This window comes from Nocardioides ginkgobilobae, assembly GCF_054781275.1.
On the sequence record NZ_BAAGUS010000001.1, the window covers coordinates 83,807 to 109,157 of the forward strand.

Annotated in this window: 25 protein-coding genes and 1 other RNA gene; 4 read left to right on the forward strand and 22 right to left on the reverse strand. The window is 73.7% G+C overall.

Features of this window, described 5'->3' with window-relative positions:
• Positions 1 to 52 precede the first annotated feature (52 nt).
• Positions 53 to 607: an Lrp/AsnC family transcriptional regulator gene (locus ACYVID_RS00465; protein ID WP_460733364.1), complete on the forward strand. Its 555-nt coding sequence runs from the start codon at positions 53 to 55 to the stop codon at positions 605 to 607.
• A gap of 36 nt (positions 608 to 643) precedes the next feature.
• On the opposite strand, the gene ACYVID_RS00470 is transcribed toward ACYVID_RS00465, so the two are convergent.
• The 5 genes from ACYVID_RS00470 to ACYVID_RS00490 all read right to left on the reverse strand — a co-directional run bounded on the left by ACYVID_RS00470 (position 644) and on the right by ACYVID_RS00490 (position 4,824).
• On the reverse strand, positions 644 to 1,306 hold the full coding sequence (locus ACYVID_RS00470; RefSeq protein WP_460733366.1) for an IclR family transcriptional regulator: 663 nt from the start codon (positions 1,304 to 1,306) through the stop codon (positions 644 to 646).
• 35 nt (positions 1,307 to 1,341) lie between these two features.
• Positions 1,342 to 3,174, reverse strand: coding sequence for a DEAD/DEAH box helicase (locus ACYVID_RS00475; RefSeq protein WP_460733368.1), 1,833 nt, complete (start codon positions 3,172 to 3,174; stop codon positions 1,342 to 1,344).
• A complete protein-coding gene (locus ACYVID_RS00480; protein ID WP_460733370.1) occupies positions 3,171 to 3,464 on the reverse strand; it encodes a DUF3039 domain-containing protein in 294 nt (97 codons plus the stop codon). The genes ACYVID_RS00475 and ACYVID_RS00480 overlap by 4 nt, the downstream gene beginning before the upstream one ends.
• A gap of 85 nt (positions 3,465 to 3,549) precedes the next feature.
• The gene (locus ACYVID_RS00485) at positions 3,550 to 4,143 is read right to left on the reverse strand and encodes a YqgE/AlgH family protein (protein ID WP_460733372.1); all 594 of its coding nucleotides are present in this window, start codon (positions 4,141 to 4,143) and stop codon (positions 3,550 to 3,552) included.
• Between the two features lie 156 nt (positions 4,144 to 4,299).
• Positions 4,300 to 4,824 carry a hypothetical protein gene (locus ACYVID_RS00490; protein ID WP_460733374.1) on the reverse strand — a complete coding sequence of 175 codons (525 nt, stop codon included), beginning with the start codon at positions 4,822 to 4,824 and terminating at the stop codon, positions 4,300 to 4,302.
• 221 nt (positions 4,825 to 5,045) lie between these two features.
• On the opposite strand from ACYVID_RS00490, the gene ACYVID_RS00495 reads away from it, so the two are divergent.
• Positions 5,046 to 5,765: a TetR/AcrR family transcriptional regulator gene (locus ACYVID_RS00495; RefSeq protein WP_460733376.1), complete on the forward strand. Its 720-nt coding sequence runs from the start codon at positions 5,046 to 5,048 to the stop codon at positions 5,763 to 5,765.
• 67 nt (positions 5,766 to 5,832) lie between these two features.
• Here the strand turns inward: ACYVID_RS00495 and ACYVID_RS00500 are convergent, their stop codons facing one another.
• The 9 genes from ACYVID_RS00500 to ACYVID_RS00540 form a co-directional block, all read right to left on the reverse strand.
• Complete coding sequence (locus ACYVID_RS00500; RefSeq protein ID WP_460733378.1) at positions 5,833 to 7,863, reverse strand: M64 family metallopeptidase; 2,031 nt, start codon at positions 7,861 to 7,863, stop codon at positions 5,833 to 5,835.
• 1 nt (position 7,864) lies between these two features.
• On the reverse strand, positions 7,865 to 8,890 hold the full coding sequence (locus tag ACYVID_RS00505) for a DUF3048 domain-containing protein (protein WP_460733380.1): 1,026 nt from the start codon (positions 8,888 to 8,890) through the stop codon (positions 7,865 to 7,867).
• A gap of 66 nt (positions 8,891 to 8,956) precedes the next feature.
• Positions 8,957 to 9,724 (reverse strand): SDR family NAD(P)-dependent oxidoreductase, encoded by a 768-nt coding sequence (locus ACYVID_RS00510; protein ID WP_460733382.1) that lies wholly within the window; start codon positions 9,722 to 9,724, stop codon positions 8,957 to 8,959.
• A 213-nt stretch (positions 9,725 to 9,937) separates the two neighbouring features.
• Entirely contained in the window at positions 9,938 to 10,360 is a 423-nt protein-coding gene (locus ACYVID_RS00515) for an HIT family protein (RefSeq protein WP_460733384.1), read from the reverse strand.
• Between the two features lie 25 nt (positions 10,361 to 10,385).
• Positions 10,386 to 11,219 (reverse strand): zinc metalloprotease, encoded by an 834-nt coding sequence (locus ACYVID_RS00520; protein ID WP_460733386.1) that lies wholly within the window; start codon positions 11,217 to 11,219, stop codon positions 10,386 to 10,388.
• A gap of 226 nt (positions 11,220 to 11,445) precedes the next feature.
• Complete coding sequence (locus tag ACYVID_RS00525; RefSeq protein WP_460733388.1) at positions 11,446 to 12,930, reverse strand: M15 family metallopeptidase; 1,485 nt, start codon at positions 12,928 to 12,930, stop codon at positions 11,446 to 11,448.
• A gap of 89 nt (positions 12,931 to 13,019) precedes the next feature.
• Entirely contained in the window at positions 13,020 to 14,165 is a 1,146-nt protein-coding gene (locus ACYVID_RS00530) for a glycerophosphodiester phosphodiesterase (RefSeq protein ID WP_300643777.1), read from the reverse strand.
• A 96-nt stretch (positions 14,166 to 14,261) separates the two neighbouring features.
• The gene (locus ACYVID_RS00535) at positions 14,262 to 14,939 is read right to left on the reverse strand and encodes a potassium channel family protein (RefSeq protein ID WP_300643779.1); all 678 of its coding nucleotides are present in this window, start codon (positions 14,937 to 14,939) and stop codon (positions 14,262 to 14,264) included.
• Entirely contained in the window at positions 14,932 to 16,278 is a 1,347-nt protein-coding gene (locus ACYVID_RS00540) for a TrkH family potassium uptake protein (protein ID WP_460733391.1), read from the reverse strand. The genes ACYVID_RS00535 and ACYVID_RS00540 overlap by 8 nt, the downstream gene beginning before the upstream one ends.
• A 61-nt stretch (positions 16,279 to 16,339) precedes the next feature.
• On the opposite strand from ACYVID_RS00540, the gene ACYVID_RS00545 reads away from it, so the two are divergent.
• Entirely contained in the window at positions 16,340 to 16,918 is a 579-nt protein-coding gene (locus tag ACYVID_RS00545) for a dienelactone hydrolase family protein (protein WP_460733393.1), read from the forward strand.
• A gap of 38 nt (positions 16,919 to 16,956) precedes the next feature.
• On the opposite strand, the gene chrA is transcribed toward ACYVID_RS00545, so the two are convergent.
• The 8 genes from chrA to ftsE all read right to left on the reverse strand — a co-directional run bounded on the left by chrA (position 16,957) and on the right by ftsE (position 24,464).
• A complete protein-coding gene (chrA, locus tag ACYVID_RS00550) occupies positions 16,957 to 18,324 on the reverse strand; it encodes a chromate efflux transporter (RefSeq protein WP_460733395.1) in 1,368 nt (455 codons plus the stop codon).
• 45 nt (positions 18,325 to 18,369) lie between these two features.
• The gene (locus tag ACYVID_RS00555) at positions 18,370 to 19,542 is read right to left on the reverse strand and encodes an ArsO family NAD(P)H-dependent flavin-containing monooxygenase (RefSeq protein WP_460733397.1); all 1,173 of its coding nucleotides are present in this window, start codon (positions 19,540 to 19,542) and stop codon (positions 18,370 to 18,372) included.
• 81 nt (positions 19,543 to 19,623) lie between these two features.
• Positions 19,624 to 19,994: a transfer-messenger RNA gene (ssrA, locus tag ACYVID_RS00560) on the reverse strand.
• Between the two features lie 20 nt (positions 19,995 to 20,014).
• Positions 20,015 to 20,962: an amidohydrolase family protein gene (locus ACYVID_RS00565; RefSeq protein WP_460733399.1), complete on the reverse strand. Its 948-nt coding sequence runs from the start codon at positions 20,960 to 20,962 to the stop codon at positions 20,015 to 20,017.
• The gene (gene smpB, locus ACYVID_RS00570; RefSeq protein ID WP_460733401.1) at positions 20,955 to 21,434 is read right to left on the reverse strand and encodes an SsrA-binding protein SmpB; all 480 of its coding nucleotides are present in this window, start codon (positions 21,432 to 21,434) and stop codon (positions 20,955 to 20,957) included. Before smpB ends, ACYVID_RS00565 begins: the two co-directional genes overlap by 8 nt.
• Before the next feature lie 54 nt (positions 21,435 to 21,488).
• Positions 21,489 to 22,772 (reverse strand): peptidoglycan DD-metalloendopeptidase family protein, encoded by a 1,284-nt coding sequence (locus ACYVID_RS00575; protein ID WP_460733403.1) that lies wholly within the window; start codon positions 22,770 to 22,772, stop codon positions 21,489 to 21,491.
• A 36-nt stretch (positions 22,773 to 22,808) separates the two neighbouring features.
• Positions 22,809 to 23,720 (reverse strand): permease-like cell division protein FtsX, encoded by a 912-nt coding sequence (ftsX, locus tag ACYVID_RS00580; RefSeq protein WP_300643793.1) that lies wholly within the window; start codon positions 23,718 to 23,720, stop codon positions 22,809 to 22,811.
• Positions 23,721 to 23,774: 54 nt separating this feature from the next.
• Positions 23,775 to 24,464 carry a cell division ATP-binding protein FtsE gene (gene ftsE, locus ACYVID_RS00585; RefSeq protein WP_460733406.1) on the reverse strand — a complete coding sequence of 230 codons (690 nt, stop codon included), beginning with the start codon at positions 24,462 to 24,464 and terminating at the stop codon, positions 23,775 to 23,777.
• A 142-nt stretch (positions 24,465 to 24,606) separates the two neighbouring features.
• Between ftsE and ACYVID_RS00590 the strand changes: the two genes are divergently transcribed.
• Positions 24,607 to 25,281 carry a hypothetical protein gene (locus ACYVID_RS00590; RefSeq protein WP_460733408.1) on the forward strand — a complete coding sequence of 225 codons (675 nt, stop codon included), beginning with the start codon at positions 24,607 to 24,609 and terminating at the stop codon, positions 25,279 to 25,281.
• The last annotated feature ends 70 nt before the right edge of the window (positions 25,282 to 25,351 follow it).

The following is a 25,351-nucleotide window of genomic DNA, read 5'->3' on the forward strand; positions in this document are numbered from 1 at the left end:
GTGCAACAGTTGGGGCCAGGACTGGTCAGGTTGTCCAGTGGGAGGGGTCGAGATGGACGAGCTGGACGTCAGGTTGATCGAGCTGTTCACCGACGAGCCGCGCGTGGGGGTCCTCGAGGCGTCGCGCCGGCTGGGCGTCGCCCGCGGGACGGTGCAGGCGCGGCTGGACCGGCTCACCGCGCGGGGCGTCGTCACCTCGTGGGGGCCGCAGCTCTCCCCCGAGGCGCTGGGTCACCCCGTGACGGCGTTCCTGACCCTGGAGATCCGCCAGGCGTCGGCCGAGCCGGCCGGGGGCGGTCGCGGTCCGGGGTCGGTCGCTGACGTCGTACCCGCCGAGCGGGGGCACGACGTCGTCGGCGCCCACCTCGCCGCCATCCCCGAGGTGATCGAGGTGCACACCACCACCGGCGCCGGGGACCTGCTGGCCCGCGTGGTCGCCCGCTCCAACGCCGACCTGCAGCGGGTCATCGACCGGGTCCTCGCGCACCCCCGCATCACCCGGTCCTCGACCGTCATCGCGCTCGAGACGCAGGTGGCGCACCGGGTGCTGCCGCTGGCCCGGGCGGCGTTGGGGGGGGGGCGTCGGGGTAGTCCGAATCAGTTTTGATCCTTACTGACCAGTAGGCATCAGATCTGATTCGGACTACCCCGGCTCGCCGGCCAGCAGCGCGGCGACCTCGTCGGCCGCAGCCACGACCTGGGGCGCGACGACGCGCTCGTCGAGGATGCCGAGGGTGACGATGCCGACCGAGGCCTCGAGCCCCTCGACGCCGCGCACGGGCGCGGCCAGTCCGCGGGCACCGGTCTGCAGCTCCCCCGTCGTGGTGACGTACGCCGGGGGGCGGGCGCCGCCGTCGCGACCGGCCCGCCCGAGCAGGACCGCCTTGCCGGCGGCGCCCTGGGCGAGGGGGTGACGGGTGCCGACCCGGTAGGAGACGTGGAAGTCGGTCCAGGACGGCTCGACCACGGCCAGCGCGAGCGCCTCGGACCCCTCGACGACGGTCAGGTGCGCGGTGCACCCGACCGACTCCGCGAGGGTGCGCAGCACCGGCTGGGCCAGGTCGCGCAGCACCGGCTGGACCGCGGCGGCGAGGTGGAGGATCCCCAGCCCCACGTGGAGGCGGCCCTTGGCGTCGCGACGCACGAGGCCGTGCTGCTCCAGGGTGCTCACGAGCCGGTAGACGACCGTGCGGTTGACCTCGAGCCGCTGGGCGAGCTCGGTGACCGTGAGGCCGCCGGAGGTGCCGGCCAGCACCTCGAGCACGCGCAGGCCGCGGTCGAGGGTCTGGGAGGTCTCCGAGGACATGGCGGTGAGTCTAGGGAGCCGCGGTTGCCCGGCACTCAGCCGGACTTGCGGGCGGCCCACTCCCGGACCCGGTCGATGCGGGCGCGCAGCTGCTCGGCGTTGGCGATCGCGGCGGCCGGGCCGCCGCACTCTTTGCGCAGGGCGGCGTGGACGACGCCGTGCGGCTGGCCGGTGCGGTGGTGCCAGGCACCGACGAGGCCGTTGAGCTCGCGGCGCAGGACGGCGAGCTGCTCGTGCGTGGCGACCTCCTCGATCGCCGGGTCGCCGGGGTCCGTGGCCGGCTGCTTCTGGGCCCGCCCCTGGGACTTGGCGCGGTCGGCCTGGCGCTGGCGCAGCAGGTCACGCATCTGACCGGGCTCGAGCAGCCCCGGGATGCCGAGGAAGTCCATCTCCTCCTCCGACCCGACGTGCACCTCGCCCTCGTGGCCGAACTGCGCACCGTCGTAGAGCACGTGGTCGAAGCGGGCCTCGGAGCCGATCGCCTCGAAGCTGCCGAGCAGCTCGTCGGAGGCGCCCTCGCCGGCCTGGGCCCGGGCGAGCAGCTCGTCCTCCGCGGCGAAGATGTCGTCCTCGCTGGTGACCCTGCGGCCCAGCACGTGGTCGCGCTCGACCTCCATCTCCGAGGCGAAGCCGAGCAGCGTCGGGACCGAGGGGAGGAACACCGAGGCGACCTCGCCGCGGGTCCGGGCCCGCACGAAGCGGCCGACCGCCTGGGCGAAGAAGAGCGGGGTGGAGGTGGTGGTCGCCCACACCCCCACGGCCAGGCGCGGGACGTCGACGCCCTCGGAGACCATCCGGACCGCGACCATCCACCGCGAGTCGCCCTCGGAGAAGGCGGAGATCTTCTTCGAGGAGCCCGGGTCGTCGGAGAGCACGACGGTCGCGGCCTCGCCGGAGACCTGGCGCAGCGTCTTGGCGTACGCGCGGGCCGACTCCTGGTCGGTCGCGATCACCAGGCCGCCGGCGTCCGGGACGTGGCGGCGCACCTCGGAGAGCCGCTTGTCGGCGGCTGCCAGCACCGAGGGGATCCACGAGCCGGCCGGGTCCAACGCCGTGCGCAGCGCCTGGTTGGTCAGGTCCTTGGTGAGCGGCTCCCCCAGCCGTGCCGCCACCTCGTCGCCGGCCCGGGTGCGCCAGGACATCTCGCCGGAGTAGGCCAGGAACAGCACCGGGCGCACGACGTGGTCGGACAGGGCGTGCGAGTAGCCGTAGGTGTAGTCCGCCGCCGAGCGCGGGATGCCGTCGGGGCCGGGCTCGTAGGTGACGAACGGGATCGGGTTGACGTCGGAGCGGAACGGCGTGCCGGTCAGGCACAGCCGGCGGGTGGCGGGCTCGAAGGCCTCGCGCACGCCCTCGCCCCACGACAGCGCGTCGCCGGCGTGGTGGACCTCGTCGAGGATCACCAGCGTCTTGAAGCGCTCGGTGCGGATGCGCATGGCGAGCGGGTTGACCGCCACGCCGGCGTACGTCACGGCGACACCGACGTAGTCCTGGGAGGTGCGGCCCTTGCCGGCCGAGAAGCTGGGGTCGATGGGGATGCCGGCGCGCGCGGAGGCCTCGGCCCACTGGGTCTTGAGGTGGTCGGTGGGCGCCACGACGATGATCCGGTCGACGATCCGGCGCCCCAGCAGCTCGGCGGCCACCGACAGCGCGAAGGTCGTCTTGCCGGCGCCCGGCGTCGCGACGGCCAGGAAGTCACGGGCGGCGCGTCCCTCGCGTGCGGGGTCGAAGTACTTCTCCATCGCCTGCTGCTGCCAGGCGCGCAGGGACGGCGCGGTGCCCCAGGCGGCCCGGTGCGGGAAGGCTGGTGTGAGTGCAGGCGTGAGCGAGGGGCCCGACTCCTCGTCGGGGCGCGGAGCGGCGCTCACGCGTCGGCGCCGCCGTCGTCCTTGAGGGACTCCCAGACCTCTTTGCAGTCCGGGCAGACCGGGAACTGCTCCGGGGAGCGGCTGGGCACCCAGACCTTGCCGCACAGGGCCACCACGGGGGTGCCCATCACCATCGCCTCGGTGAGCTTGTCCTTGTCGACGAAGTGCGAGAAGCGCTCGTGGTCGCCCTCGTCGGTGGGGACGGTGCGACGGTCCTGCTCGACCCGCTCGTCGAGGGCCGTCCCGGTCCCGCCGCCGTCGCCGTCGGTGCCGAATCCGAATCCACTCACGGGGTGGAACTGTACGTCGTCGCGGCCGCCTGGCCAGATCGACGCGGGTCCTGAGCGAGGTGCGGCGCCGACCGGTCCGGGCCGACTAGTTCAGCTCGGGGTCGGCGGGCCGGGTGGCGTGCCAGGCGAGCTCGCCGGGCTGGCGGCGCAGGACGTCGCGCCACAGGTCGGTCGCGTCCTCGCGGCACAGGTCGCCGCCCTCGGAGGGCACGACGTACCAGGCGCCCTCGGCGATCTCGTCCTCCAGCTGGCCGGCGCCCCAGCCGGAGTAGCCGGCGAAGATCCGCAGGGCGGCGAGCCGCCCGGCCACGGCGTCCATCGGGGTGTCGAGGTCGACCAGCCCGAACCGGCCCGCGACCCGGCGGAACCCGGTGCCGGGCACGGCGGCGGCGTCGTCGAGCAGCGCGACGGCCAGGGCCCCGTCGGTGCTGACCGGTCCGCCCTGGAAGAGCACCTCCGGCTCGGCGACGACCTCGCCCCAGGCGGGCAGGACCTCCTCCACGGGCACCGGGGTCGGGCGGTTGAGCACCACGCCCACCGCACCGTCGGCGTCGGCCTCGAGGAGCAGGACGACGGTGTCGACGAAGTTCGGGTCCAGGAGCGTCGGGGCCGCGACCAGGAGCAACCCGGGGGCCGGGGCCAGACCGGGGCCGCGACCGCCCGGCGTCGTACTGCTCATGGCCTCATCATGCGCCACGCGCGCGGACCTGGCACGACCCCGGGCACGGCACGACCCCGGGCCGACGTCAGAAGGGAGGGAGGCGTCGGACCGGGGTCGTGGTGGTCCTGGGGCCGGTCGCACAGGGGAGGGAGGGGCGACCGGACTGGCAGTGGATCAGGCGGCGAAGGCCGCCTTGAGCCGTCCCAGGAGGCTGGTGGGGGCAGTGGGCTCGGGGACCGGCGCGAGGACCCAGCCCGTGCGGGCCTTCTCCTCGAGCCGCGCACCGACGGCAGCGGCGCTGGCGTCGTGCGCGCTGGCCTGGCCGGCCATGACGGCGAGCAGGATGCGCTCCTTGGCCACCGCCTTGTCCATGGCCAGGGCCATCGCGTCGTCGAGCGGGTGGGCGCGGTGGTGGTCGACGATGGCACGGATGCCGGGGAGCTCGGCGGCCGTGGCGCGCCAGGCGTCGACGACGGCGTCCTCGAAGGCCATCGGGCGCGCCATCAGCTCGCGCTCGATGCGACCGGCGAGGCGGGTGTGCCAGCGCAGCTGGAGGGCGCCGAGCAGCGTCAGCTCGTCGCCGAAGGAGTCCGGGACGCCCTCGACGTCCCAGGGCAGGAGACCGTCGCGACGGGCGTCGGCCTCGGAGATCACGGCGCGGAGGATCTCTCCACGGTTGCGGTACGAGGTCCAGGTCATGGGGGTGTCGCCCTCCTAGATGGATGCGGTGCCTCGAGAAGTGGTGTGGCTCACGGTTCACATACCGTGAGTACGTACCGAGAGTACGGAGCCGTCGACGAGCCACGCAAACACCTCGGGGTGGTCGGCGCGGTGATCCTGACCACCTGTGACGGGCGCCCCAGGCCCCTCGACGTCGGGCGCTCCCGCGTTCCTGAGACGCCCGTCACTAGACTGGCGGTATGTCGAGGTCCTCGGTCTCCAAGCTCGTGCCCAAGGTCCCGGGCGTCCCCGGGGGCTCGCTGCGCGCGCAGTACTCCGCCTCGACCAAGCGCGGCCTGGTCGACGTGGCCGAGGAGCTGTTCACCGAGCACGGCTACGCCGCGACCTCGCTGGACGCCATCGTCAGCGGCGCCGAGGTCACCAAGGGCGCGCTCTACCACCACTTCAGCGGCAAGCAGGCGCTCTTCGAGGCGGTGTTCGAGCGCGTGTCCTCCGACGCCTCGCGCGCCATCCAGAAGGCGCTCAAGGGCAAGCGCGACCCCTGGGAGAAGGCGCGCGCCGGCCTCGAGGCCTTCCTCCTGGTCGTCCAGGAGCCCCGCTACCGCCGGATCGTGGTGCAGGAGGGTCCCTCGGTCCTGGGCTACGAGCGGTTCCGCGAGCAGGAGGAGCGCTCGACCTTCGCCACCGTCGTCGACATCGTCCGCTCGGTGCTCTCCGCGGGCACCTGGGAGCTGGACGAGCCGATGATCCAGACGTTCTCGCGGATCTTCTTCGGCGCGATGTCCTCGGCCGGCGAGGACGTCGCCGTCGCCGAGGACCCGATCCTGGCCGCCACCCGGGTCGAGGCGGCCATCGGCTTCATCATCGCCGGGTTCCAGTCGCTCGCCGACGCCGGCGTCCCCCTCCCCGACCCCGGCGCCAGCCCGGTCGAGGTCCCCGCCGCCGTCGAGGGCAGCTAGGGCCGGACCGGCGCGTCGTCCTGGAAGATCCGCCGGCTCGGCCCGGGGGGGGTCGCGGCGGGCGCGGTCAGCAGGCGGCGTACGAGCGGGTGGTGGCGAGCGGCCCGGCGCCGCGACGGGCCACGGTCGCCCGGACCTCGTGGTCACCGCCGCCGAGCGGGAGACGCAGGCGACCGGGCACCGCGCTGCGGCCGACCTCGAGTTCCTGCCGGCCGTCGACCTCGAGCACCACGCTGCGCACCCGCGGCTCCCGGCGGGGCTGCACGAGGCGCACGGCCAGGCCGCCGGCAGCACAGTCGACCGTCGCGGGCAACCGGACGTAGCGACGGCCGGGACCCGTCGCCCGTCCCGTGGCCTCTCCCGGGGCCGGCACGTCCCCGCTCGGCGCGACGGTCCAGGTGCGGACCTCACGCGTGAGGTCGATGTCGTCAGGGTGCAGCACCCCCGGCAGCGCCTCGACGGTGACGCTCACCCGCTGCGGCTCCTCGGTGCCGACGACCTCCAGGCCCGCGGGCCCGGTCGGGAGCACGTCCTCGTTGACGGTCGTGCCGTCGACGGTCCACGTGGTGCGGGTGCCCGCGCCGGTGCCGAGCACCTCCAGGCCCAGCCGCACCGACTCGCCGGGCGCCACCACGACCACCTCGGTGGTCGTGGGCAGCACCGAGCCCGGCTCGACCAGGCTGACGCCGTACGTGCCCAGGTCGTCAGCAAGGAGGCGCCGCGGTAGCTGCTCGGCCGCGACCGGTCCGAAGGGCTGACCGAGGGTGCGCATGAGGCAGTCGTGGCAGGAGCGGTACCAGCGGGTCGGTGAGTAGTGCGCGCCCTCGAAGAGCCCCACGACGTCCGGCGGCTGCGGACCGGTCGTGGGCACCGGGGTCGCCGGGTCGACCCAGCGCCGCCACTTCAGCCGCGAGCGGTCGGTGACGTCGGTGACATTGGCCAGGCACGGACCGTCCTGGGAGGAGGGCACGTCGGAGCAGGGGGCGTAGCCGGGGGTGAAGGTGTCGTACTCGTCGTCGAGGCCCAGCAGCGAGTGGCCCAGCTCGTGGGCCATCACCTCGGTGCCCGCCTCGTGGGTCGAGGTGGTCGCCACGAAACCACCGGAGCCGCCGTACTCCTCGTCGTTGACCACGAGCAGGACCTGCTCCCAGCCGGGGTGGCCGGCGTCGGCGTCCGCGACGATCGCGCCCGTGTCGGCGGGGACGAGCAGGCGCTGGATGCCGAAGGAGCAGTACGTCGCGTCGTAGCGGGTCTCCACGAAGCCGGCCGGGTTGGCGGTGCCGGTCTCGGGGCAGCAGCCGGGTGCCGTGGAGTGGTCACGGCACGTCGCCGACGGCGGTGGCTGGTCGGCGCCGCGCTGCTGGGAGGGCACGAAGACCCCGACGACGTTGACGAGGTCGCGGTGCTCGGCGAACGGGGTGCGGGCCAGGAGGTCGTCGGCCACCCGCGCGGCGTCGGCGGTGAACGCGGCCTCGTCGGCGGCGGTGTACCCGTCGCCGAGGACGACGACGTCGAGCCGGTTGGCCGACGGTCCGAGCGGGTGGCCGGGCAGCTCGACCCGGGTCGGCGCGGTCGCGGCCGCGCGCCGCGCGGGGGGACGGTACGCCGCGGCGTACCCCTCCCCCGCGACGCGTGCCCGGACGGAGGCGAGGTCGGCGTCGACCGGCACGCGGACCCGCAGGACCGGCGCCGGGTCGAGGACCTGCTCGCCGGTCAGCGCGGTCGCGCCGGCGACCCGCGGCAGCTCGGCGCGCACGTGGGTGGCCGGTACCGCGGTGCGGGCCAGCACGCTGCCGTCGGCGGTCCCGAGGAGCACCCGGGCCCGGGCGCCGTCGACCACACCGCGACGGGGTGCGTCGGCGGCGGGCAGGGTCACGTCGGAGACGACGCGCAGGCCGCCGTCGGGGGTGGGGCGCAGGGAGACGATCCGGGCGAGAGCGGGGTCCGCGGGCGCGGGTGTGGTCGCCGCGGTCGGGGCGGGGCGGGCGGCCTCCGGGTCGACGGCTCCTGCCGACGTGCCCGACAGGGCGGCCAGCTGCAGGCCCCCCGCGACCACCGCACCGACCAGGGCGCCGGTGACCGAGCGGGGGGACCTCACGTCAGCCGCCGATGCTCACGGAGCCGGTGGCGGCGGGGACCAGCTCGATCCAGGTGCGCCCGGCCGGCACCCGCACGGTGCCGAGGCGGTCGCGCAGCTGCAGCGGGGCGTCCAGCCCGGCCTTCTCCCAGGTCAGGTTGATCGCGCGGCCGCCGTGCAGGAGGACCGCCGGGCCCTTGCCCTCGAGGATCGACTCGGGCACCGGGTTGCCGGCAGGGTCGCGGTAGCCGGCGTCGCCGACCCGCACGCGCACGACGAGCACGGAGTCGGCCAGGAACTCGTCGCCGGCCGCGGCGAAGGTGTTGACGTTGCGGTAGCGACCGCCCTCGAACGCCCAGCTCGTCGCGTGACCGCCGGAGAAGCGGGCCTCGAGCGTGCGGCCGGGCTGCCCCTTCGGGAGGTCCTTCGCCTCGCCCCACTCCAGGTAGTCGGCCGGGCGCTCGGGCGGACCCTGCACCAGGGTGGCCGTCTGCGCGAGGTCGGTGAACAGGTTGTAGGGCGCCGAGCGGGAGGAGTCGCGGAAGAACCCCTTCGCACCCTCGCCGAAGAAGGGGATGCCCGCCTGGCGGATCCGCTGGATGGTGATCGGGGCGGCGCCGCTGGTGACCATCGCGCCCTCGACGGGCGAGACGATGCCGATGTCCGTGGAGCGCATGGAGCGCACCGGCCCGACGGTGCCGGGGATCTCGGAGTAGAAGAACGCCGCCAGACGGGTCATCCCGCCCTCGACCAGCTCCTCCACGACCAGGTCGGCGCTGCCGAGCCCGATCTGCGGGGCCGCCGAGGAGGTGTTGTCCATCTTCAGCACCATCACCGGGTGCCGGGCCGCGGCGCTGCCGCCCTTGGCCGGCAGGCCCGTGAGCGGCCAGGTCTCCGGCGCGACCTCGGAGCCCGCCGTCACCCCCTGGCTGGCCGCCCCGGAGGGTCCCTCCGCGTCCGGTCGGTCGTCGGCCCCGCAGGCCGCCACCCCCAGCAGGCCGGCGAGGGCCAGGGAGCAGACGGCGAGACGGGTGGGACGGTGACGCATGGGCACGGGGGGACCTCCAGGGGGCGTGCGGTGCTGCGGGTGCTGCGGGTCGTGCTGGGGCCGGGCTCAGCCGAGGGTGATGCCGCCGTCGACGTACAGCGTCTGGCCGGTGATGTACGACGACTCGTCGGCCGACAGGAACGTGACCGCCGCGGCGATGTCCTCGGGGTACCCCACCCGCTTGACCGGGTTGGCGTCCGCGTTCATCTTCCGGAACTCCTCGACATCCATCTTGAGGCGCGCCGCGGTGGCGTCGGTCATCTCGGTGGCGATGAAGCCCGGGGCGACGGCGTTGACGTTGATGCCGAAGGGGCCCAGTTCGATGCCGAGGGTCCGGGTGAAGCCCTGGATGCCCATCTTGGCGGCGGAGTAGTTGGCCTGGCCGCGGTTGCCCAGCGCCGAGATCGAGGAGATGTTGACGACCTTGCCGTAGCGCTGCTCGACGAAGTGCTTCTGCGCGGCCTTGGTCATGAGGAACGCGCCCTTGAGGTGCACGCCCATGACGAGGTCCCAGTCGTCCTCGGTCATCTTGAACAGCAGGTTGTCGCGGGTGATGCCGGCGTTGTTGACCAGCACGTGCACGCCGCCGAGCTCCTCGACCACGCGCGCGATCGCGGCGTCCACGCTCTCGGCGTTGCTGACGTCGCACCCCACGCCGATCGCCTTCGCACCGTCGACCAGCGACAGCCGGCCGGCGGCGTCGGAGGCGGCGGACTCGTCGAGGTCGATGATCGCGACCGAGGCACCCTCCTCGGCGAAGCGGTTGGCGGTGCCGAAGCCGATGCCGCGCGCGGCTCCGGTGACGATGACGACGCGACCGTCGAAACGACCCATGGTGGTGGTGCTCCTTCGCAGAGGGACTGTCTGGACTGACTCAGGACTGAGTGGGGACTGGCTGGACCCGGCTGGTGTGGCCGGTGGTGCCCGCGCTGCGCGCGGACGGCGCCGCGCTGGGCCCCCAGCACCCTAGACGGGCCGACGGCGGCGGGGGTCGGCACCCGCGGATCGGACCGGCCGCGACACGCGAGGGTCCGGACGCGCCGAGGCTCAGGCGAGCGCGGCGCGGAGGCGCTCGGCGTACGCCGCCCGCTCGCCGTCGGCGTACTTCTGCCGCGGCCAGAAGAAGCCGCGCAGCCCGTCACCCTTGGTGCGGGGCACGACGTGCAGGTGCAGGTGCGGGACCGACTGGCTCACGGTGTTGTTGATCGCGACGAAGGAGCCCTGCGCGCCGAGCGCGACGACGACGGCGGTGGCGATGTCCTGGGCGGCGGCGAGGAAGGGGTCGCGCAGGTCGGCGGGCAGCTCGGGGAGCGTGGCGTGGTGCTCGCGCGGGACGAGCAGGACGTGGCCCTTGAAGACGGGGCGCTGGTCGAGGAAGGCCAGCACGTGCTCGGTCTCGAGCACGACGTCGGCGGCGACCTCCCCGGCCACGATCGCGCAGAAGACGCAGTCGCGGCCGGGGGTGGTCATGCCGACATCATGGGGCGGGCGCGGCTCAGCCGTTGCCACCCGCTCGGAAGGCCAGCCACGCGTCGCTCATGCGGGCTGCCTGGCCCTCGGTGAACATGTCCATGCAGTCGTCGACGGTGTAGTCCATGAAGTTGTGGACCGGGTCCAGGCCGGGAGCCGCGCAGGAGTCGACGCCCTCGGGGCAGCCGAACTGCGGGAAGGCCTCGCGCGGGGTGTCCTCGACGCCGTCACCGACCGGCGTGCAACCGTTGGCGAAGGTGTGCTCGAGCATCATCCAGTGGCCGACCTCGTGGGTGAGGGTGTCGCCGCCGTTGTAGGGCGCCGCGGTGCCGCCCGGCATGGACTCGTCGAGGATGACGACCCCGTCGATGAAGTCGCGGCCGTTGTTGTAGCCCTTGGGGAAGTACGCCCAGCCCAGCAGCCCGCCCCCGATGTCGGCGGAGTAGACGTTGAGGGTCTCGGAGTCGCCCTCGTGCAGGGCGGCCTTCATGTCCTTCTCGGTCTTGCCGGGGGTGACCTGCGCCCACGCGGCGTTGACCGTCCAGGTCGTCTTGACCAGGTCGAAGCGGAAGGCGGTGTCGGCGGCATCGGTGGCGGTGGTGCCGGCGAAGGCGTCGTTGAGCACGTCCATCTGGGCCGCGATCATCTGCTCGGTGCGCGTGCGCTCGGCCTTGGTGGGCTGGGTGTCGGTGAGCACGTGGAAGACCGTGTCGATGGTGACCGAGCCCGGGGCGAGCGAGGGGGCGTCGGGGAGCACGCCGTACATGGGCGCGTCCTTCTTCGGGTAGAGCGCCGGCTCCTGGGCAGTGGCGCCCTCGGCCTGGCGGGCGCCTGAGGTGTGGCCGTGCTGTCCTCGCACACCTCGACCCCCGGCGACGGGGCGGCGGTGACGGCGATCGGGGCGGCGCCGGTGAGCGCGGTGACGGACAGGGCGGTGGCCGCGAGGGCAGCCAGGGTGGAACGGGTCGAGCGGTGAGCGCGCAGGCGCATGGGTGGTGCTCCCTCCGAGACACGCCGACGGTCGCCGGCGGAGCAGCAACCTAACCCCGGGGACCGACGGCCGTCACGCACCTCGCTGGCCGGGCTCAGTCGCACACCTCGGTCGCACACTCCGGCGGCAGCACCGGCGCGGGCCCGTGGGTGTGGCCGTGGCCGTGGTCGCCGGGCCCGGCGCCCCGACCCGCGCCGCGCGGCACGGCGTCGAAGTGGTGGCTGTCGGCGGTGCCGTAGGTCCAGCGCAGGCCGTGGCGGCGCATGATCTCCACGACCCGGTGGCTGCTGGAGCGCCAGGCCACCCGCGGGTGCGAGCGCGAGGCCCACCACGAGTTGGGGACCAGCCCGTGGCTGGACCGGTAGGGGTTCTCCCAGGTGTTGATGTCCAGCGAGCGGCCCCAGGCGTGCGGCGAGCGGATGCCGGGGCGGCCCACGACCTGGCGGCAGTTGAACGCCGAGGTGTTGCCGGCCGCCATCGAGGCGTAGTCGTCGGCGCCGCGCAGCCGCGGTGACCAGCCGAACCGGTCGGCGCGGAACATCGCCCGGACCGGCAGCCCGGCGCGGTACATCTCCGAGAGCGCCGCCGACATCTGGCCGACCACGGACGTGGCGGCGACCAGCTCGCCGCGGTAGCGGTACCCGTCGTAGCCCCAGTGGTTGATCCGCAGCAGCCGCAGGCCCTCGCGACCCACGGGGCAGCCGGCGTGCCAGGTGCGCCCGGTCATCGAGCGCCAGACACCGCCGGGGATCCGGGTGATCCGGGGCGCCGGTCCCTCGCCGACGGCCCGCGGCGGCCGGGGCAGGGCGCGTCGCGGCACCGGCCCCCCGAGCCGTACGACGGTGCCGGGAGGTGTGTTGTCCAACCGGTGCACGGGGCTGGTGTCGCCCTCCAGCCAGGGCTGCCGCGGCATGCGCACGCGGTAGCGGGTGTCCTCCCGCGGGGCGACCCGGGTCGACGCGCGACCCTGCTCGTCGGTGCGCAACCGCTCGACCACGCGCCAGCGGTCCCCGCGGCGCTCCTCGAGGACCACCTCGCCCGTGACCGGCTCCCCGGCACGGGTGCGCCAGCGCAGGGCCAGGCGCACGCTCGTCTCGTCGACGACCTCGTCGGGGCCGGTGAGCTCGGCGCGGGCGGTGCGCCGGAGCAGGGGCAGCGTCACGGGGCCGGTCTCCTGTGGCCCGGTCTCCTGGGGAGCGGCGCCGTCCTCGGGACTGCCGCCGGGCTCCCCCGTGGTCCCGTCCCAGGTCGCCCGCACGACGTTGCCGCCCGGGTCGCGCTCGAGCACCGCCTCGAGCGCGGCGCTGCCGGTCGCATCGGTCACCACGACGGCGAGCTCGCGCCACTCCTCCCCCACGAGCCGCTCGACGCGGACGCTCGCCCTGACCACCGGCTGGCCGGCCGCGTCGGCGAGCACGACGGTCACCGGCGCCGGCTCACCGGCGTACGTCGGTGGGGCGGTGAGGTGCAGGCCGGGTGCGTGCTCGCGCTGGTCGCGGTCCGCGGGCGCACCGACGGCCGGCGCCGCCAGGGCGAGGGACAGCGAGAGGGCGACGAGGACGAGCTTCCCGAGCAGCACCTCGCCACCCTCCCCCGACCGGACGGCGGGCGGGCCCACCCGGACCGGCGAGTCGACGCCGGTCCGAGCGGGCCGGAGGGGGCCGGGGATCAGCCCCGGTCGGCGACCCAGGCGTCGCGCGCGTCGACGGCGATGTCGGGGTGGTCGGTGAACAGCGCGTCGACCCCGGCCTCGAGGAAGGCCACGGTCTCCGCACCCATGTCGCCGAAGGCGTCCGGGTCGGTGCCGCGGCGGAAGTTCGTCGCCATGAACTGGTTCTCCGCGCGCAGCGTGTAGACCACGACGCGCAGACCGGCCGCGTGCGCGTCGTCCACCACGTCGCTGGGCTCGCCGGTGGCACCGGTGGCGGGGTCACGCGGGAGCACGACGTTCTTCTCGGGGCTCAGCCAGTCGGCGTACGTCGCCACCTCGGCGAGCCCTGCCGGGGTCACCAGGTCGGCGTACGTCGTGGGCTCCCCGGCGGCGACCGCGTCGTAGGGCGCGCCCGAGCCGGAGACCAGCTGCACCAGCGGCACCTTGGTCATCGTGTCGAGCTCGCGCAGGTTGGCGGTCTCGAACGACTGCACGAGCACCGGGCTCTTCCTCTTCGTGAGCCCCGCCTCCTCCAGCTCGGCGACGAGCGGCTCCTCGAGCGAGAGCCCGATCGAGTCGAAGTACGTCGGGTGCTTGGTCTCCGGCGCGACCGCGACGTCGAGGCGGTCGGCCAGGCGCAGCACCTGGGCCAGGGTGGGGATGCCGTAGCGGCCGTCGTACTCGGTGTTGGCCGGTCGCACCTCCGGCAGCCGCTCGACCGCGCGCAGGGTGCGCAGCTCGGCCAGGGTGAAGTCCTCGGTGAACCAGCCGGTGACCGGGCGGCCGTCGACGACCTTGGTGGTGCGGCGGTCGGCGAACTCGGGTCGGTCCGCGACGTCGGTGGTGCCCGAGATCTCGTTCTCGTGGCGGGCGACGAGGACGCCGTCCTTGGTGGGGACCAGGTCGGGCTCGATGACCTCGGCACCCATCTCCACGGCCAGGCGGTAGGCGGCCAGGGTGTGCTCGGGGCGGTAGCCCGAGGCGCCGCGGTGGCCGACGACCAGCGGGGTGTCGAGCTGGGTGAGGGGCTTGGCCGCGCCGCCGGGGCGGTCGGCCCGGTCGGCCTGCTCGGCGGCGGCCGCGGGCGGGCCGGTGAGGACGAGCGCCAGGAGGACGGTGGACGTGGCGATGGGCGCGGTCGCGCGCCTGACCCGAGATGTCATGGGCAGGAGGCTGGCGGCGTACGACGTCAGGACCGCGACGCGTCCGGGTCGCGCGGTCGACGGCTCGGTGAACGCCTCGCGCGCGCTCGGCCCGGCTCAGGGCAGGTCGCTGAACCGCTCCACGTCGCGGCGCTCGCCCGAGACGATGATGACGTCGCCGGGCACCACGACGGTGTCGGGCGTGGCGTAGGTGAACTGGCGGCTGCCGCGCTTGATACCGACGACGGTGATGCCGTACGCCGAGCGGATGTCGGTGTCGCGCAGCGGCTTGTTGAGGATCTGCTTGGGCGGCTTGCTCTTGACGAAGGCGTAGCCGTCGTCGAGCTCGATGTAGTCCATCATCCGGCCCGACACGAGGTGGGCCACGCGCTTGCCCATGTCGTGCTCGGGGCGTACGACGTGGTGGACGCCGATCTGGGTCAGGATCCTGGCGTGGGCGGCGCTGATGGCCTTGGCCCAGATGTCCGCGACGCCCAGGTTGATGGCCACCGACGCCGACAGGATGCTCGCCTCGAGGTCGGTGCCGACGCCGATGACGGCCCGCTCGAGGTCCTGGATGCCCAGCTGGCGCATGGCCTCCTCGTCGGTGGAGTCGGCCTCCACGACGTGCGTGAGCCGGCCCGCGAGCGACTGCACGATGCGCGGGTCGCTGTCGATCCCGAGCACCTCGGTGCCGCCCGCGACGAGCTCCAGCGCCAACGACTTGCCGAAGCGGCCGAGGCCGATGACGGCGACCGCCCCACGAGGGGTCGCGCGGGGCTGGTTCCTAGCCAATGAGAGGCCTTCCTTCGGGGTGGTGGTAGAGCCGCTGCCGCTCGCGCAGCGCGAGGGCGGAGACGAGGGTGATGGGGCCGAGCCGGCCCACGAACATCAGCGCGACCAGCATCAGCTGCGCCGGCGTACCGACGTCGGCGGTGATGCCGGTCGAGAGGCCGACCGTGGCGAAGGCGGAGACGACCTCGAACAGCACCACGGCCGTCCGCAGCCCGGTCAGCTCCACCATCACGACGGTCGCGGTGACCACGAGCCCCACCGAGAGCAGGGCGACGGTGAGGGCCTGCCGCACCACCCGGTCCCCGATGCGGCGCTCGAAGGCCTGCACGTCGCGCTCGCCCCGCACCTCGGCCCAGATGACGAAGAAGAGCAGCACGAAGGTGGTCACCTTGATGCCGCCGGCCGTGCCTGCCGACCCACCGCCGATGAACATCAGCACCACGGTGACCAGCAGCGTGCCCTCGTTGACGGCGCCGTAGTCGATGGAGTTGAAGCCCGCGGTGCGCGGCATGACCGCCTGGAAGAACCCGGCCAGCACCCGACCCGGGGTGTCGAGCTGTCCCAGGGTGGCGGGGTTGCGCCACTCGTTGGCGGTGACGACCACGGTGCCGAGGACCAGGAGCACCAACGTCGCCCACAGCGTCATCTTCGTGTGCATGGACCACCGGCGCGGCGTGCGGAGGTGGCGGCGCACCTCGAGGATCACCGGGAAGCCGATGCCGCCGAGGATCACCGAGAAGGCGATGGGCAGGCAGATCCACGGGTCCGTGACGAAGCCGATGAGGCTGTCGGACCACAGCGCGAAGCCGGCGTTGTTGAACGCCGAGACCGAGTGGAAGACGCCGAGGTACGCCGCGCGCCCCGGCGAGTAGTCGTAGGCGAGCCAGAACCGCAGCCCGAGCGCCAGCGCCACCACCGCCTCGACGACCAGGCTGGTGCGCGCCACGCCCACGACCACGCTGCGCACGTCCCCGAGGCCGACCGCCTTCGTCTCCGCGGCGGCCGTCATCCGCGCCCGCAGCCCCAGACGGCGGGAGATGGCCAGGCCGAGCAGGCTGGCCAGCGTCATGGTGCCGAGGCCGCCGACCTGGATCAGCGCCAGGATCGTCACCTCACCGAAGGTGGAGAAGTACGACTCGGTGTCCACGACCACGAGCCCGGTCACACAGACCGCGCTGGTCGCGGTGAAGAGCGCGGTCAGCGGGTCGGTCCAGTCGGTCCCGCTCCGGGCGACGGGCAGCATCAGCAGCAGCGTGCCGACCAGCACTGCGCCGGCGAAGCCGGCCACGACCACCTGGGCCGGGTGCCGGAGCACCCGGGGTCGCCTCTCGCGCAGCACGGGACCGAAGGTAGACCTCTCGGGCGACGCCACTGTCAGCGGCCCGCCCTAGGGTCGGCCCATGAGCACGCAGACGATCGTCCTGTTCCACCACGTCGCCGGGCGGACGCCGGGCATGGAGGCACTGGCCGAGCGCTGGCGCGCTGCCGGGCACGTCGTGCACGCCCCCGACCTCTTCGGCAGCCGCACCTTCGGATCGGTGGAGGAGGGCTTCGGCTTCGTGCAGTCGATCGGCGGCTTCGACGAGGTGCGGGTCCGGGCACTGGCAGCGGTCGAGGAGCTGCCCGAGCAGGTGGTGTACGCCGGGGTGTCGATGGGTGTGGTCGCGGCGATGCACGTGGCCGCGCGGCGTCCGGGCGCGGTGGCGGGGGTGTTCCTGGAGTCCTTCGTCGACCCCGAGCACGTCGGGCCGTGGCCGGTCGGTGCGCCGGTGCAGGTGCACGGGATGGAGGACGACGAGTTCTTCGGCCTCGAGGACCTCGAGCCGGCCCGCGCCTTCGCCGCCACCCGCGACGACGTGGAGGTCTTCACCTACCCCGGCGACCAGCACCTGTTCGTCGATAGCTCGCTGGCGGCGTGGGACGCCGCGGCCGCCGCGCAGGTCGACGAGCGGGTGCTGGCCCTCCTCGCCGGGCTCTAGGCGGCCGGCGGCCCCGGGGAGGGGGTCGCTCAGCGCACTCAGACCGGCGCGCCCAGCAGCCCGAGCACCATGCCGACCGCGGCACAGACCCCGAGCACCCGCAGCACGCCCCACCCGCGCCAGAACAGCAGGAGCGAGGCCAGGGCGAGCAGCCCCAGGGCGACCGGTTCGACGGACGAGAGCACCGGCAGGTCCAGCGAGACCGGACCTGCCCCCACCTCGCGCTGGTCGTCGAAGAGCGTGGCCAGGGCGAAGAAGAGCGCCAGGTTGGCGATGACGCCGACGACCGCGGCAGTGATGCCCGCGAGGGCCGAGGACAGTGCGTGGTTGCCGCGCAGCCGCTCGACGTAGGGCGCCCCCAGGAAGATGAAGACGAAGCAGGGCACGAAGGTGACCCAGACCGTCAGCAGGGACGCCAGCACGCCGGCGACCCACGGGTCGAGGCCGCCGGGGTCGCGGTAGGCGCCGAGGAACGCCACGAACTGCACGACCATGATGAGCGGGCCGGGCGTCGACTCGGCGAGCGCGAGGCCGCGCACCATCTCGCCGGGGGCGAGCCACCCGTAGACCTGCACCGCCTGCTGGGCGACGTAGGTCAGCACCGCGTAGGCGCCACCGAAGGTCACGAGCGCCGTGCCGGAGAAGAAGAGGGCCTGGTCGACGAGGACGCTGTCGCGCCCGAGCAGCACGGCGAAGGCCACGACCGGGGCGGCCCACAGCACCACCCCGACCACCACCACCTTCAGGGCGTGGCTGCGCGTCGCCGGCTCCTGGTGCAGCGCGTCGTCGGGGATGAGCGGCTCGGGTCCGCTGTCGGGGTCACCGTGCTTGGCGTGCGGCAGCACCTGGGGGGCGACCCGACCCAGGACCCAGCCGACCACGGCAGCAGCCGCGACGACGGCGGGGAACGGTACGGCGAAGGCCGCCAGCGCCACGAAGGCGGCCACCGCGACAGCCACCATCACGGGGTGCCCCAGCGCCCGGCCGCTGAGCCGCCACACCGCCTGCGCGACGATCGCGAGCACCGCCGGCGCCAGCCCCGCGAAGAGGGCCTCGACCGCCGTGGTGTCCCCCAGCCCGACGTACAGGCCGGAGAGGGCGAGGAGCGCGACGAGCCCGGGCAGCACGAAGAGGGTGCCGGCGATGAGGCCGCCCTTGATGCCGTTGAGCAGCCAGCCGATGTAGATGGAGAGCTGCTGGGCCTCGGGTCCGGGGAGCAGCGTGCAGAACGAGAGGGCGTGCAGGAAGCGGCGCTGGCCGATCCAGCGGCGCTCGTCGACCAGCTCGCGCTGCATCATCGCGATCTGTCCGGCCGGTCCCCCGAAGGTCTGCAGGGAGATGAGGAACCAGACGCGGGTGGCTTCGCGGAGCGGGACGAGGGGTTCAGCCTCGGGAGCGGCAGGCACGGGGGCATCCTGCCGGGACAGGATGAACGACAGGCGACCGGTCTCTCACTGTGCGGGTGGGCTTGCCGCCAGGATGACCTCCACGGCGTCACGAGCCGCACGGTTGACGCCGATCAGGGTGGCCGAGGCGTCACCGCACCAGTCGCCGTACCCCACCAGCAGCACGTGCGGGTCGTCGGCGGACACGACCGGGGCGGAGCGACGGGTGCCGCCACCGGCGCGGGCCGGCAGGTCCACCGCCGTGGTGGCGGGCCGGCCGCGGCGCGTCGTCAGGCCCAGGGGCGCGAGGTGACGCAGCGCCGGCCGGAAGCCCGTGCACCACACGACCGCGTCGAAGGACCGGTGGGTGCCGTCGGGCCACACCGCGCCGTCGGCGACCAGTCGCTGCGGCATCGGCTCGGCGGCCAGGCCGAGCTCGTCGCGGGCTCGGCGCACCGAGGGGACGGCCACCACGTCGCCGAGCGAGCCGACGCCCTCGTGGGCGATCCCGACTGCCCGGTCGCGCACGGCCCGGGTCGCGGTCTCGAAGAGGACCCGACCGTCGACGTCGTCGGGCAGCATCCGCGGGGGCACCTTCGTGGACCAGGTCACCGAGCGGGCCACCGGGAGCAGGTCGGCCGCCACCTGCGCGCCGGAGTTGCCACCGCCGACGACCAGGACCCGCAGCCCGGCGAGGTCGGAGGCGCCGCGGTAGTCCGCGGTGTGCAGCTGGCGCCCCCGGAAGTCGGCCGTGCCGGGGACGTGCGGCCAGAAGGGTCGCGCCCAGGTGCCGGTCGCGCTGACGACCCAGTCCGCAGCCCAGGCGCGGCCGTCGTCGGCCAGGACCCGGAAGCGGCGGCCGCCCGCCTCCCCCGCCGCACGCTCCACCCGGGTCACGTGCACCGGGCGGACCACCGGCAGCTCGTAGCGGCGCTCGTAGTCGGCCAGGTAGCGCGCGACGTGCGCCGCGTCCGGGTTGTCCTCGCCGGTCCACGGCGGCATCGGCCACCCCGCCAGCGAGCTGTGGCTGGCCGGCGAGAACAGGTGCAGGCTGTCCCACCCGTCCTGCCAGGCACCTCCGGGCCGCTGGTGGTCGTCCAGCACGACGTACGACGGCGCCGGCCGCTCCCCCTCGCGCCGGCCGCGCCCGAGGCGGTGGAGGTGGTAGGCCACGGCGAGGCCGCTCTGCCCGCCGCCCACGACCACGACGTCGGTCTCCACGTCGGACCCGGCTGGCATGCCCCCATCGAAGCAGCCCGCGCACGACGAACGCGCGTGACCCCGAGCCACGGAGGCAGGGAGTCACGCGCGTGTCGTGAGGTGTGGAGCTGCGGGGAATCGAACCCCGGTCCTCGAGCGTCGAACCAGGTCTTCTCCGGGTGCAGTCCGTGATGTCGCTTTTCTCGGCCCCGGGGCTGGCACGAACACCTCCCCGACGGGCTCAGTCAGGTTTGAGTCCTGGTCATCCACCCTGACAGCAGATGAGCAGCAAGTCTCCTAGATGACGCCAGGGTCCGGGACGGAGACGGATGCCCGGTCTGACGCTTCGATCACCGCTCAGGCGGCGAGAGCGAAGGAACTGCGCTTAGCGTTGGCAGTTATTGGTTCCCAGCGATCGTTTACGAGATGACGCTGGCTCCTCGACCCGCTTCCCCTGGAACTAACGTCCCAAGTCGAAACCGATCAGCCCCTCTTGAGTTGTACGACCACTCTAACCGCGGCGTCCACCGGGTTGTTCCTGCCCCGGCGTCCCGGGCTCGGCGCCCACGAGCGCGGCGGCGTTGTCCCAGCAGACCGCGCGCAGCCAGTCGTCCCCGAGCCCGAGGCGCTCGAGCGACTCCAGCTGGTGCACGTAGGGGTAGGGGATGGTCGGGAAGTCGGTGCCGAGCAGGATCCGGTCGCGCTGGCGGTCCAGCCGCTCGAGCAGCGCGTCGGCGTACGTCGTGGGCGTGCCGTCGCCGAGGTCGAAGTCGGTGAAGACCATCGTGGTGTCCAGGCGCACCCGCTCGTAGCGGTCGGCGAGGTCGAGGGACTCGGTGAAGTCCGGCGCACCCATGTGGGCCACCACCATCGCCAGCCCCGGGTGGCGCTCCAGCACGCGCGCCGAGGACGCGGGGCCGGTGTAGTCGTTGCCGACCGGCGCGTGGCCGGCGTGCACCACCACGGGTGTCCCGGCCTCGGCGAGCAGCGCCCAGACCGGGTCGAGGAGCGGGTCGTCGAGGTGGAACTCCCCCACCTGCACGTGCACCTTCCAGATCTCGACCCCGGCCTCGATCCCGGCCGCGACGTACGCCGCCACCTCGGGCTCGGGGTAGAGCGTCGCCGACCACAGCGACTCGGGGACCTCGCGCTTGAACCCAGCCGCCCAGTCGTTGAGGTAGCCCGCGATGCCCGGCCGGTGGGCGTAGGGCAGGGTCGAGAACCGACGTACGCCGAGCTCGCGCAGCTGCGCCACCCGCTCCTCGACGCTGCCGCGGTAGCGGATCGGCCACTCACGACCCAGCTTCGGTCCGGCGGCGTCGAACTGGGCCCAGACCTTGGCCTGCACCGGCGGCGGCAGGAAGTGGGTGTGGACGTCCAGCAGCCCGGGCAGGCCGAGACGCTGCCAGAAGGCGGTGGTGCGGGCGACCTCCTCGTCCCAGGAGGGGTCCTCAGTCACGCATGCCCTTCAACCGGCGGCCGACCTCGACCTCGACCTCGCGCTTGGCGGTGCGCTCGGCGATGGCGTTGCGCTTGTCCCAGGACTTCTTGCCGCGGGCGAGCGCGATCTCGACCTTGGCCCGGCCGTCCTTGAAGTAGAGCGCCAGAGGCACGACCGTGAGGCCCTTCTCGCTGATCTTGCGCTCGATCTTGGCGATCTCCTCGCGGTGCAGGAGCAGCTTGCGCTTGCGGCGGGCGGAGTGGTTGGTCCAGGTGCCCTGGGAGTACTCCGGGATGTGCACGCCGTGCAGCCACGCCTCGTCGCGGTCGATGTCGACGAAGCCGTCGACCAGGCTGGCGCGGCCCTGCCGCAGGGACTTGACCTCGGTGCCCTGCAGCACGAGGCCCGCCTCGAAGGTGTCCTCGATGGCGTAGTCGTGTCGCGCCTTCTTGTTCTGCGCGATCATCTTCTGCCCCTGCTCCCTGGCCATCCCGCCATTCTCGCAGGCTCCCGCAATCGGGTTGTCGTGGCGTTCGGCGGTGGGTCAGAGCCAGTTCATCGGGTCGACCGGCTCGCCGCCGACCAGCACCGAGAAGTGCAGGTGGCAGCCGGTGGACCAGCCCGTGTTGCCCATCGACCCGACGACCGCGCCGCGCTGGACGGTGTCACCCACGTCGTAGCGGTAGCCCTGAGCGTGGTTGTAGACGACCGTCAGGCTCCGGCCGTTGACCTGGCCGAGGTAGAGGAAGAGCCGGTTGCCGTAGGAGGAGGAGTAGTACTTCGAGATCACCTTGCCGGTGCCCGCGGCGATGAGGGGGGCGCCGCAGCCCTGGCCGAAGTCGGTGCCGTCGTGCAGGCCCCGGTAGCCGTAGATCGGGTGGGTCCGCATGCCGAAGGGCGAGGTGACGTAGCCACCGCTGGGGGCCGTGAGGTACCCGGACGCCCGTGCGCTCACCGAGGTGCCGCGGGCTGCGCGGGCAGCCGCGGCGATCCGGTCGCGGATCCGCGCCTCCTGGCGACGCAGCGCCGCGAGGACCTCCTGGTCACGCATCTTCACCGCGAAGGCCGCGCGACGGGCCTCGGCCCGCTTGGTCGCGAGGGTGCGGACCTCGTCGCGCATGCTGACCGCCTCGGCGGCCAGCCGCCGGATGGTCTTGAGCTGCTGGGCGGCGCGCTGCCGGTCGCGCTCGACCAGGCGGGTCGCCTCCTGCGCCTCGTCCTCGCGGACCTGCAGGAGGACCTCGGCGGCCTCGAGCTCGTCGTACATCGTGGTCTCGCGGCCCAGGATCGCGCCGGTGGCGGCCTCCTGGCGCGTGAGGTCCTCGGTGGAGCGGGTGCGCAGCAGGCTGGTGATGGTGGCCAGCTCGGGGCTGCCCTGCATGTAGGACTCCGCGACCCGGTCGCGCACGACCCGGCGCTGCTCGTCGAGAGCCTCCTGGCCGGCCTCGAGCTCCTCGCGGGCGGTCTCCAGCCGCTCCTCGGCCGCGACCAGCTTGGCGGCCATCCGCTCGTCGCGCTGGCGGGCGGCGTCGAGCCGCTCGCGCACTCGGGTCAGGCGACCCTGGGCGGCGTCGAGCTCGGCGCGGGCGGCCTCGGCGGCGGCCATCGCGCGGCGCGCCCGGGCACTGGAGTGCTCGAGGTCCTCGGCCGCGCCGTCGATCTTCTTCTGGACCTTGCGCTGCTGGTCCTTCAGGTCGTCGCCGGCGAGGCTGATCTGGGTGGGGGCGGACAGGGCTCCCAGCGCCACCGCACCGGCCACGGCGGCCGCTGCGAGACGCTGACGGGAGGCGCTGGGGAAGAAGCGCACCGTGGTCTGCTCTCGTTGCATCGGGGAAGTCGTCCCGACGACCGTAGGTGCCCGGGATCAGACTTTGACGTATTTGCGGGTCAGCAGGAGTGTCGGGACCAGCGTGATGAGCGGTCCGGCGATGGCGACCACCCCGACGGCGTACCCCAGGTCGGCCCAGTCCACGAGCGGGAAGACGGTGAACCCGGAGTACTGCTCGACCACCACCAGCTGCTGGAAGAGCGCCAGCGCGCCACCGGCCAGCGCCACGCCGAGCAGCGCGGTGACCAGGGACTCCAGCAGGAACGGCAGCGCGATGTAGAGCGTCGAGGCGCCCACCAGCCGCATGATGCCGATCTCCTTGCGGCGCGCGAAGGCCGCCAGCCGGATCGTGTTGGCCACCAGCAGCAGCGCCGCCAGCCCCAGGACCGCCGCCACGATGAGCGCGGCGCGCTGCAGCCAGTCGACGATGCCGGTGATCTGACCGACCGTCTCGCGCTGGTCGACCAGCCTCGCGACGCCGTCGAGCCCGACGATCGCGCTGGTGATCCCCTCGAACTCGCGCGGGTCCTCCAGCGTGATCCAGATCGACTCCGGCAGGTCTTCGGGCCGCAGGATCGCGTTGGGCCCCTCGAACCGGTCGGCCTCCTCGGGGCCGTAGAGCTCCTTGGTCTTCTCGAAGGCCGTCTCCTGGGACTCGAAGCGGTAGCCCGCGACCTCCGGGCTGTCCTCGACGACCTTGACGATCGCCTTCTTCTGCGCGTCGGTGACCTCGCCGAGGCAGTCGGGGTTGGAGTCGTTCTTGCGGCAGAGGTACGCCGTGATCTCGAGCTCGCTGCCCAGCTGGTCGTTGATGTGGTCGGTCTGGCGGTTCAGCAGGGCGCCGAAGCCGACCAGGCTGAGGGAGACGAAGAGGGTCAGGACGACCGCGAGGTGCATCGAGGAGTTGCGACGCAGCCCCTGGCCGAGGTTGCTGAGGACGTAGCGCATGGGAGAGGAGGGTGCTCCTGGGTCTCGTCAGTGGGGGCGGGCTCGACGCCCGGGTCAGTGGCTGAAGCCGTAGACGCCGCGGGCCTCGTCGCGCACGACCCGACCGTGGTCGAGCTCGATGACGCGCTTGCGCATCTGGTCGACGATGCCGTGGTCGTGGGTGGCCATCACGACGGTGGTGCCGGTCTTGTTGATGCGGTCCAGCAGCTTCATGATGCCGACCGAGGTCTGCGGGTCGAGGTTCCCGGTGGGCTCGTCGGCGATGAGGATCATCGGCCGGCCGACGTACGCGCGGGCGATCGCCACGCGCTGCTGCTCGCCTCCCGACAGCTCGTCGGGGAGGCGGTCGGCGCGCTCCTGCAGACCGACGAGCTCGAGGGTCTCCGGGACCAGCTTCTTGACCTCGCGCGGTGACTTGCCGGTGACCTGGAGCGCGAACGCGACGTTCTCGGCGACGGTCTTGCTCGGCAGCAGCCGGAAGTCCTGGAAGACGGTGCCGATCTGCCGGCGCAGCCGCGGGACCTTCCAGCCGGCGAGCCGGTTGATCTCCTTGCCGGCGACGTAGACCCGCCCGGAGGTGGGGCGGTACTCCCGCAGCACCAGGCGCAGCGCCGTGGACTTGCCCGACCCGGACTGGCCGACGAGGAAGACGAACTCCCCCTTCTCGACGTCCACCGACACCTCGTCGAGGGCAGGGGCGCCCGCGCCGGGGTAGGTCTTGGTGACCTTCTCGAAGCGAATCACCCCAGGCACACTACGTGCCCGCCGGCGCGTGGTCGCCCCGCCCCGACCGCGTGCCGCCGGCGCGTGCGCCGGATCACCCGCTCCCGCCGCGCTCCCCCCACGACCACCCTGCGCGCTGGCGCCGGCCACGTAGCCTCGGCCCGTGCCCCTGCCCCACCGGTCCGCCGCAGCCGGCGCCGTCGTGGCGCTCGTCCTCCTCCTGCTCGCCGGGTGCACCGGCTCCTCCGACACGGAGCCCGCAGGTCCCTCCCCCGACGCCACCGCCGGCTCCACCGGCCCGGTCGCCCTCGCCGAGCTGCCCGTACGCCGCATGGCGGTCGCGCGGGCACCTTTCTGCTCGGTGGTGCCGGCCTCCGTGGTCGCGGCGGCGCTGGACGTCGCGGAGGCGCCCGCGGCCCGCGAGGACACCGACGGGGACCGGATCCGGCTGGGCGGCCGGGGCCAGGGCGCCGGCCGCGACGTCGCGCACGAGCACGGCTGCACCTGGCGGGCCGGGGGCGCCGAGGCGCGCGCCTGGGTGGCCGTGCCCCCCGCCAGCCGGGCGCTGGCCGCCGAGCTCGCCGGGTCGCTGCGGGACGCTCCCGGCTGCACCGGGCTGACCGACCCACCGTCGTACGGTGCCCGCAGCGTGGGGGTGGCCTGCGAGGCCGGCGGCGCCACGCGGGTGGTGCGCGCCGGGGTGCTCGGCGACGCGTGGTTGGGCTGCTCCCTCGACGGCGGGCGGGGCGTCGCGGCCGAGGAGGTCGAGCGGCGCTCCGACGCGTGGTGCGCCGGGCTGCTGGTGGCGCTGGACGGGACCTCCGCCCCGACGCAGTGACCCGGGCGAGCCACGCCCGTCTGGACGTTCGGTGAAGGTTCGGTCGAACCATGGGGCGGCACCACCCCTC

Bases quoted from the DNA above. Each gene is read 5' to 3' on its own strand.
- ACYVID_RS00465 (WP_460733364.1), top strand. From the start codon at position 53: ATGGACGAGCTGGACGTCAGGTTGATCGAGCTGTTCACCGACGAGCCG.
- ACYVID_RS00470 (WP_460733366.1), bottom strand. From the start codon at position 1,306: ATGTCCTCGGAGACCTCCCAGACCCTCGACCGCGGCCTGCGCGTGCTC.
- ACYVID_RS00485 (WP_460733372.1), bottom strand. From the start codon at position 4,143: ATGAGCAGTACGACGCCGGGCGGTCGCGGCCCCGGTCTGGCCCCGGCC.
- ACYVID_RS00490 (WP_460733374.1), bottom strand. From the start codon at position 4,824: ATGACCTGGACCTCGTACCGCAACCGTGGAGAGATCCTCCGCGCCGTG.
- ACYVID_RS00495 (WP_460733376.1), top strand. From the start codon at position 5,046: ATGTCGAGGTCCTCGGTCTCCAAGCTCGTGCCCAAGGTCCCGGGCGTC.
- ACYVID_RS00505 (WP_460733380.1), bottom strand. From the start codon at position 8,890: ATGCGTCACCGTCCCACCCGTCTCGCCGTCTGCTCCCTGGCCCTCGCC.
- ACYVID_RS00510 (WP_460733382.1), bottom strand. From the start codon at position 9,724: ATGGGTCGTTTCGACGGTCGCGTCGTCATCGTCACCGGAGCCGCGCGC.
- ACYVID_RS00515 (WP_460733384.1), bottom strand. From the start codon at position 10,360: ATGACCACCCCCGGCCGCGACTGCGTCTTCTGCGCGATCGTGGCCGGG.
- ACYVID_RS00530 (WP_300643777.1), bottom strand. From the start codon at position 14,165: ATGACATCTCGGGTCAGGCGCGCGACCGCGCCCATCGCCACGTCCACC.
- ACYVID_RS00545 (WP_460733393.1), top strand. From the start codon at position 16,340: ATGAGCACGCAGACGATCGTCCTGTTCCACCACGTCGCCGGGCGGACG.
- ACYVID_RS00555 (WP_460733397.1), bottom strand. From the start codon at position 19,542: ATGCCAGCCGGGTCCGACGTGGAGACCGACGTCGTGGTCGTGGGCGGC.
- smpB (WP_460733401.1), bottom strand. From the start codon at position 21,434: ATGGCCAGGGAGCAGGGGCAGAAGATGATCGCGCAGAACAAGAAGGCG.
- ACYVID_RS00575 (WP_460733403.1), bottom strand. From the start codon at position 22,772: ATGCAACGAGAGCAGACCACGGTGCGCTTCTTCCCCAGCGCCTCCCGT.
- ftsX (WP_300643793.1), bottom strand. From the start codon at position 23,720: ATGCGCTACGTCCTCAGCAACCTCGGCCAGGGGCTGCGTCGCAACTCC.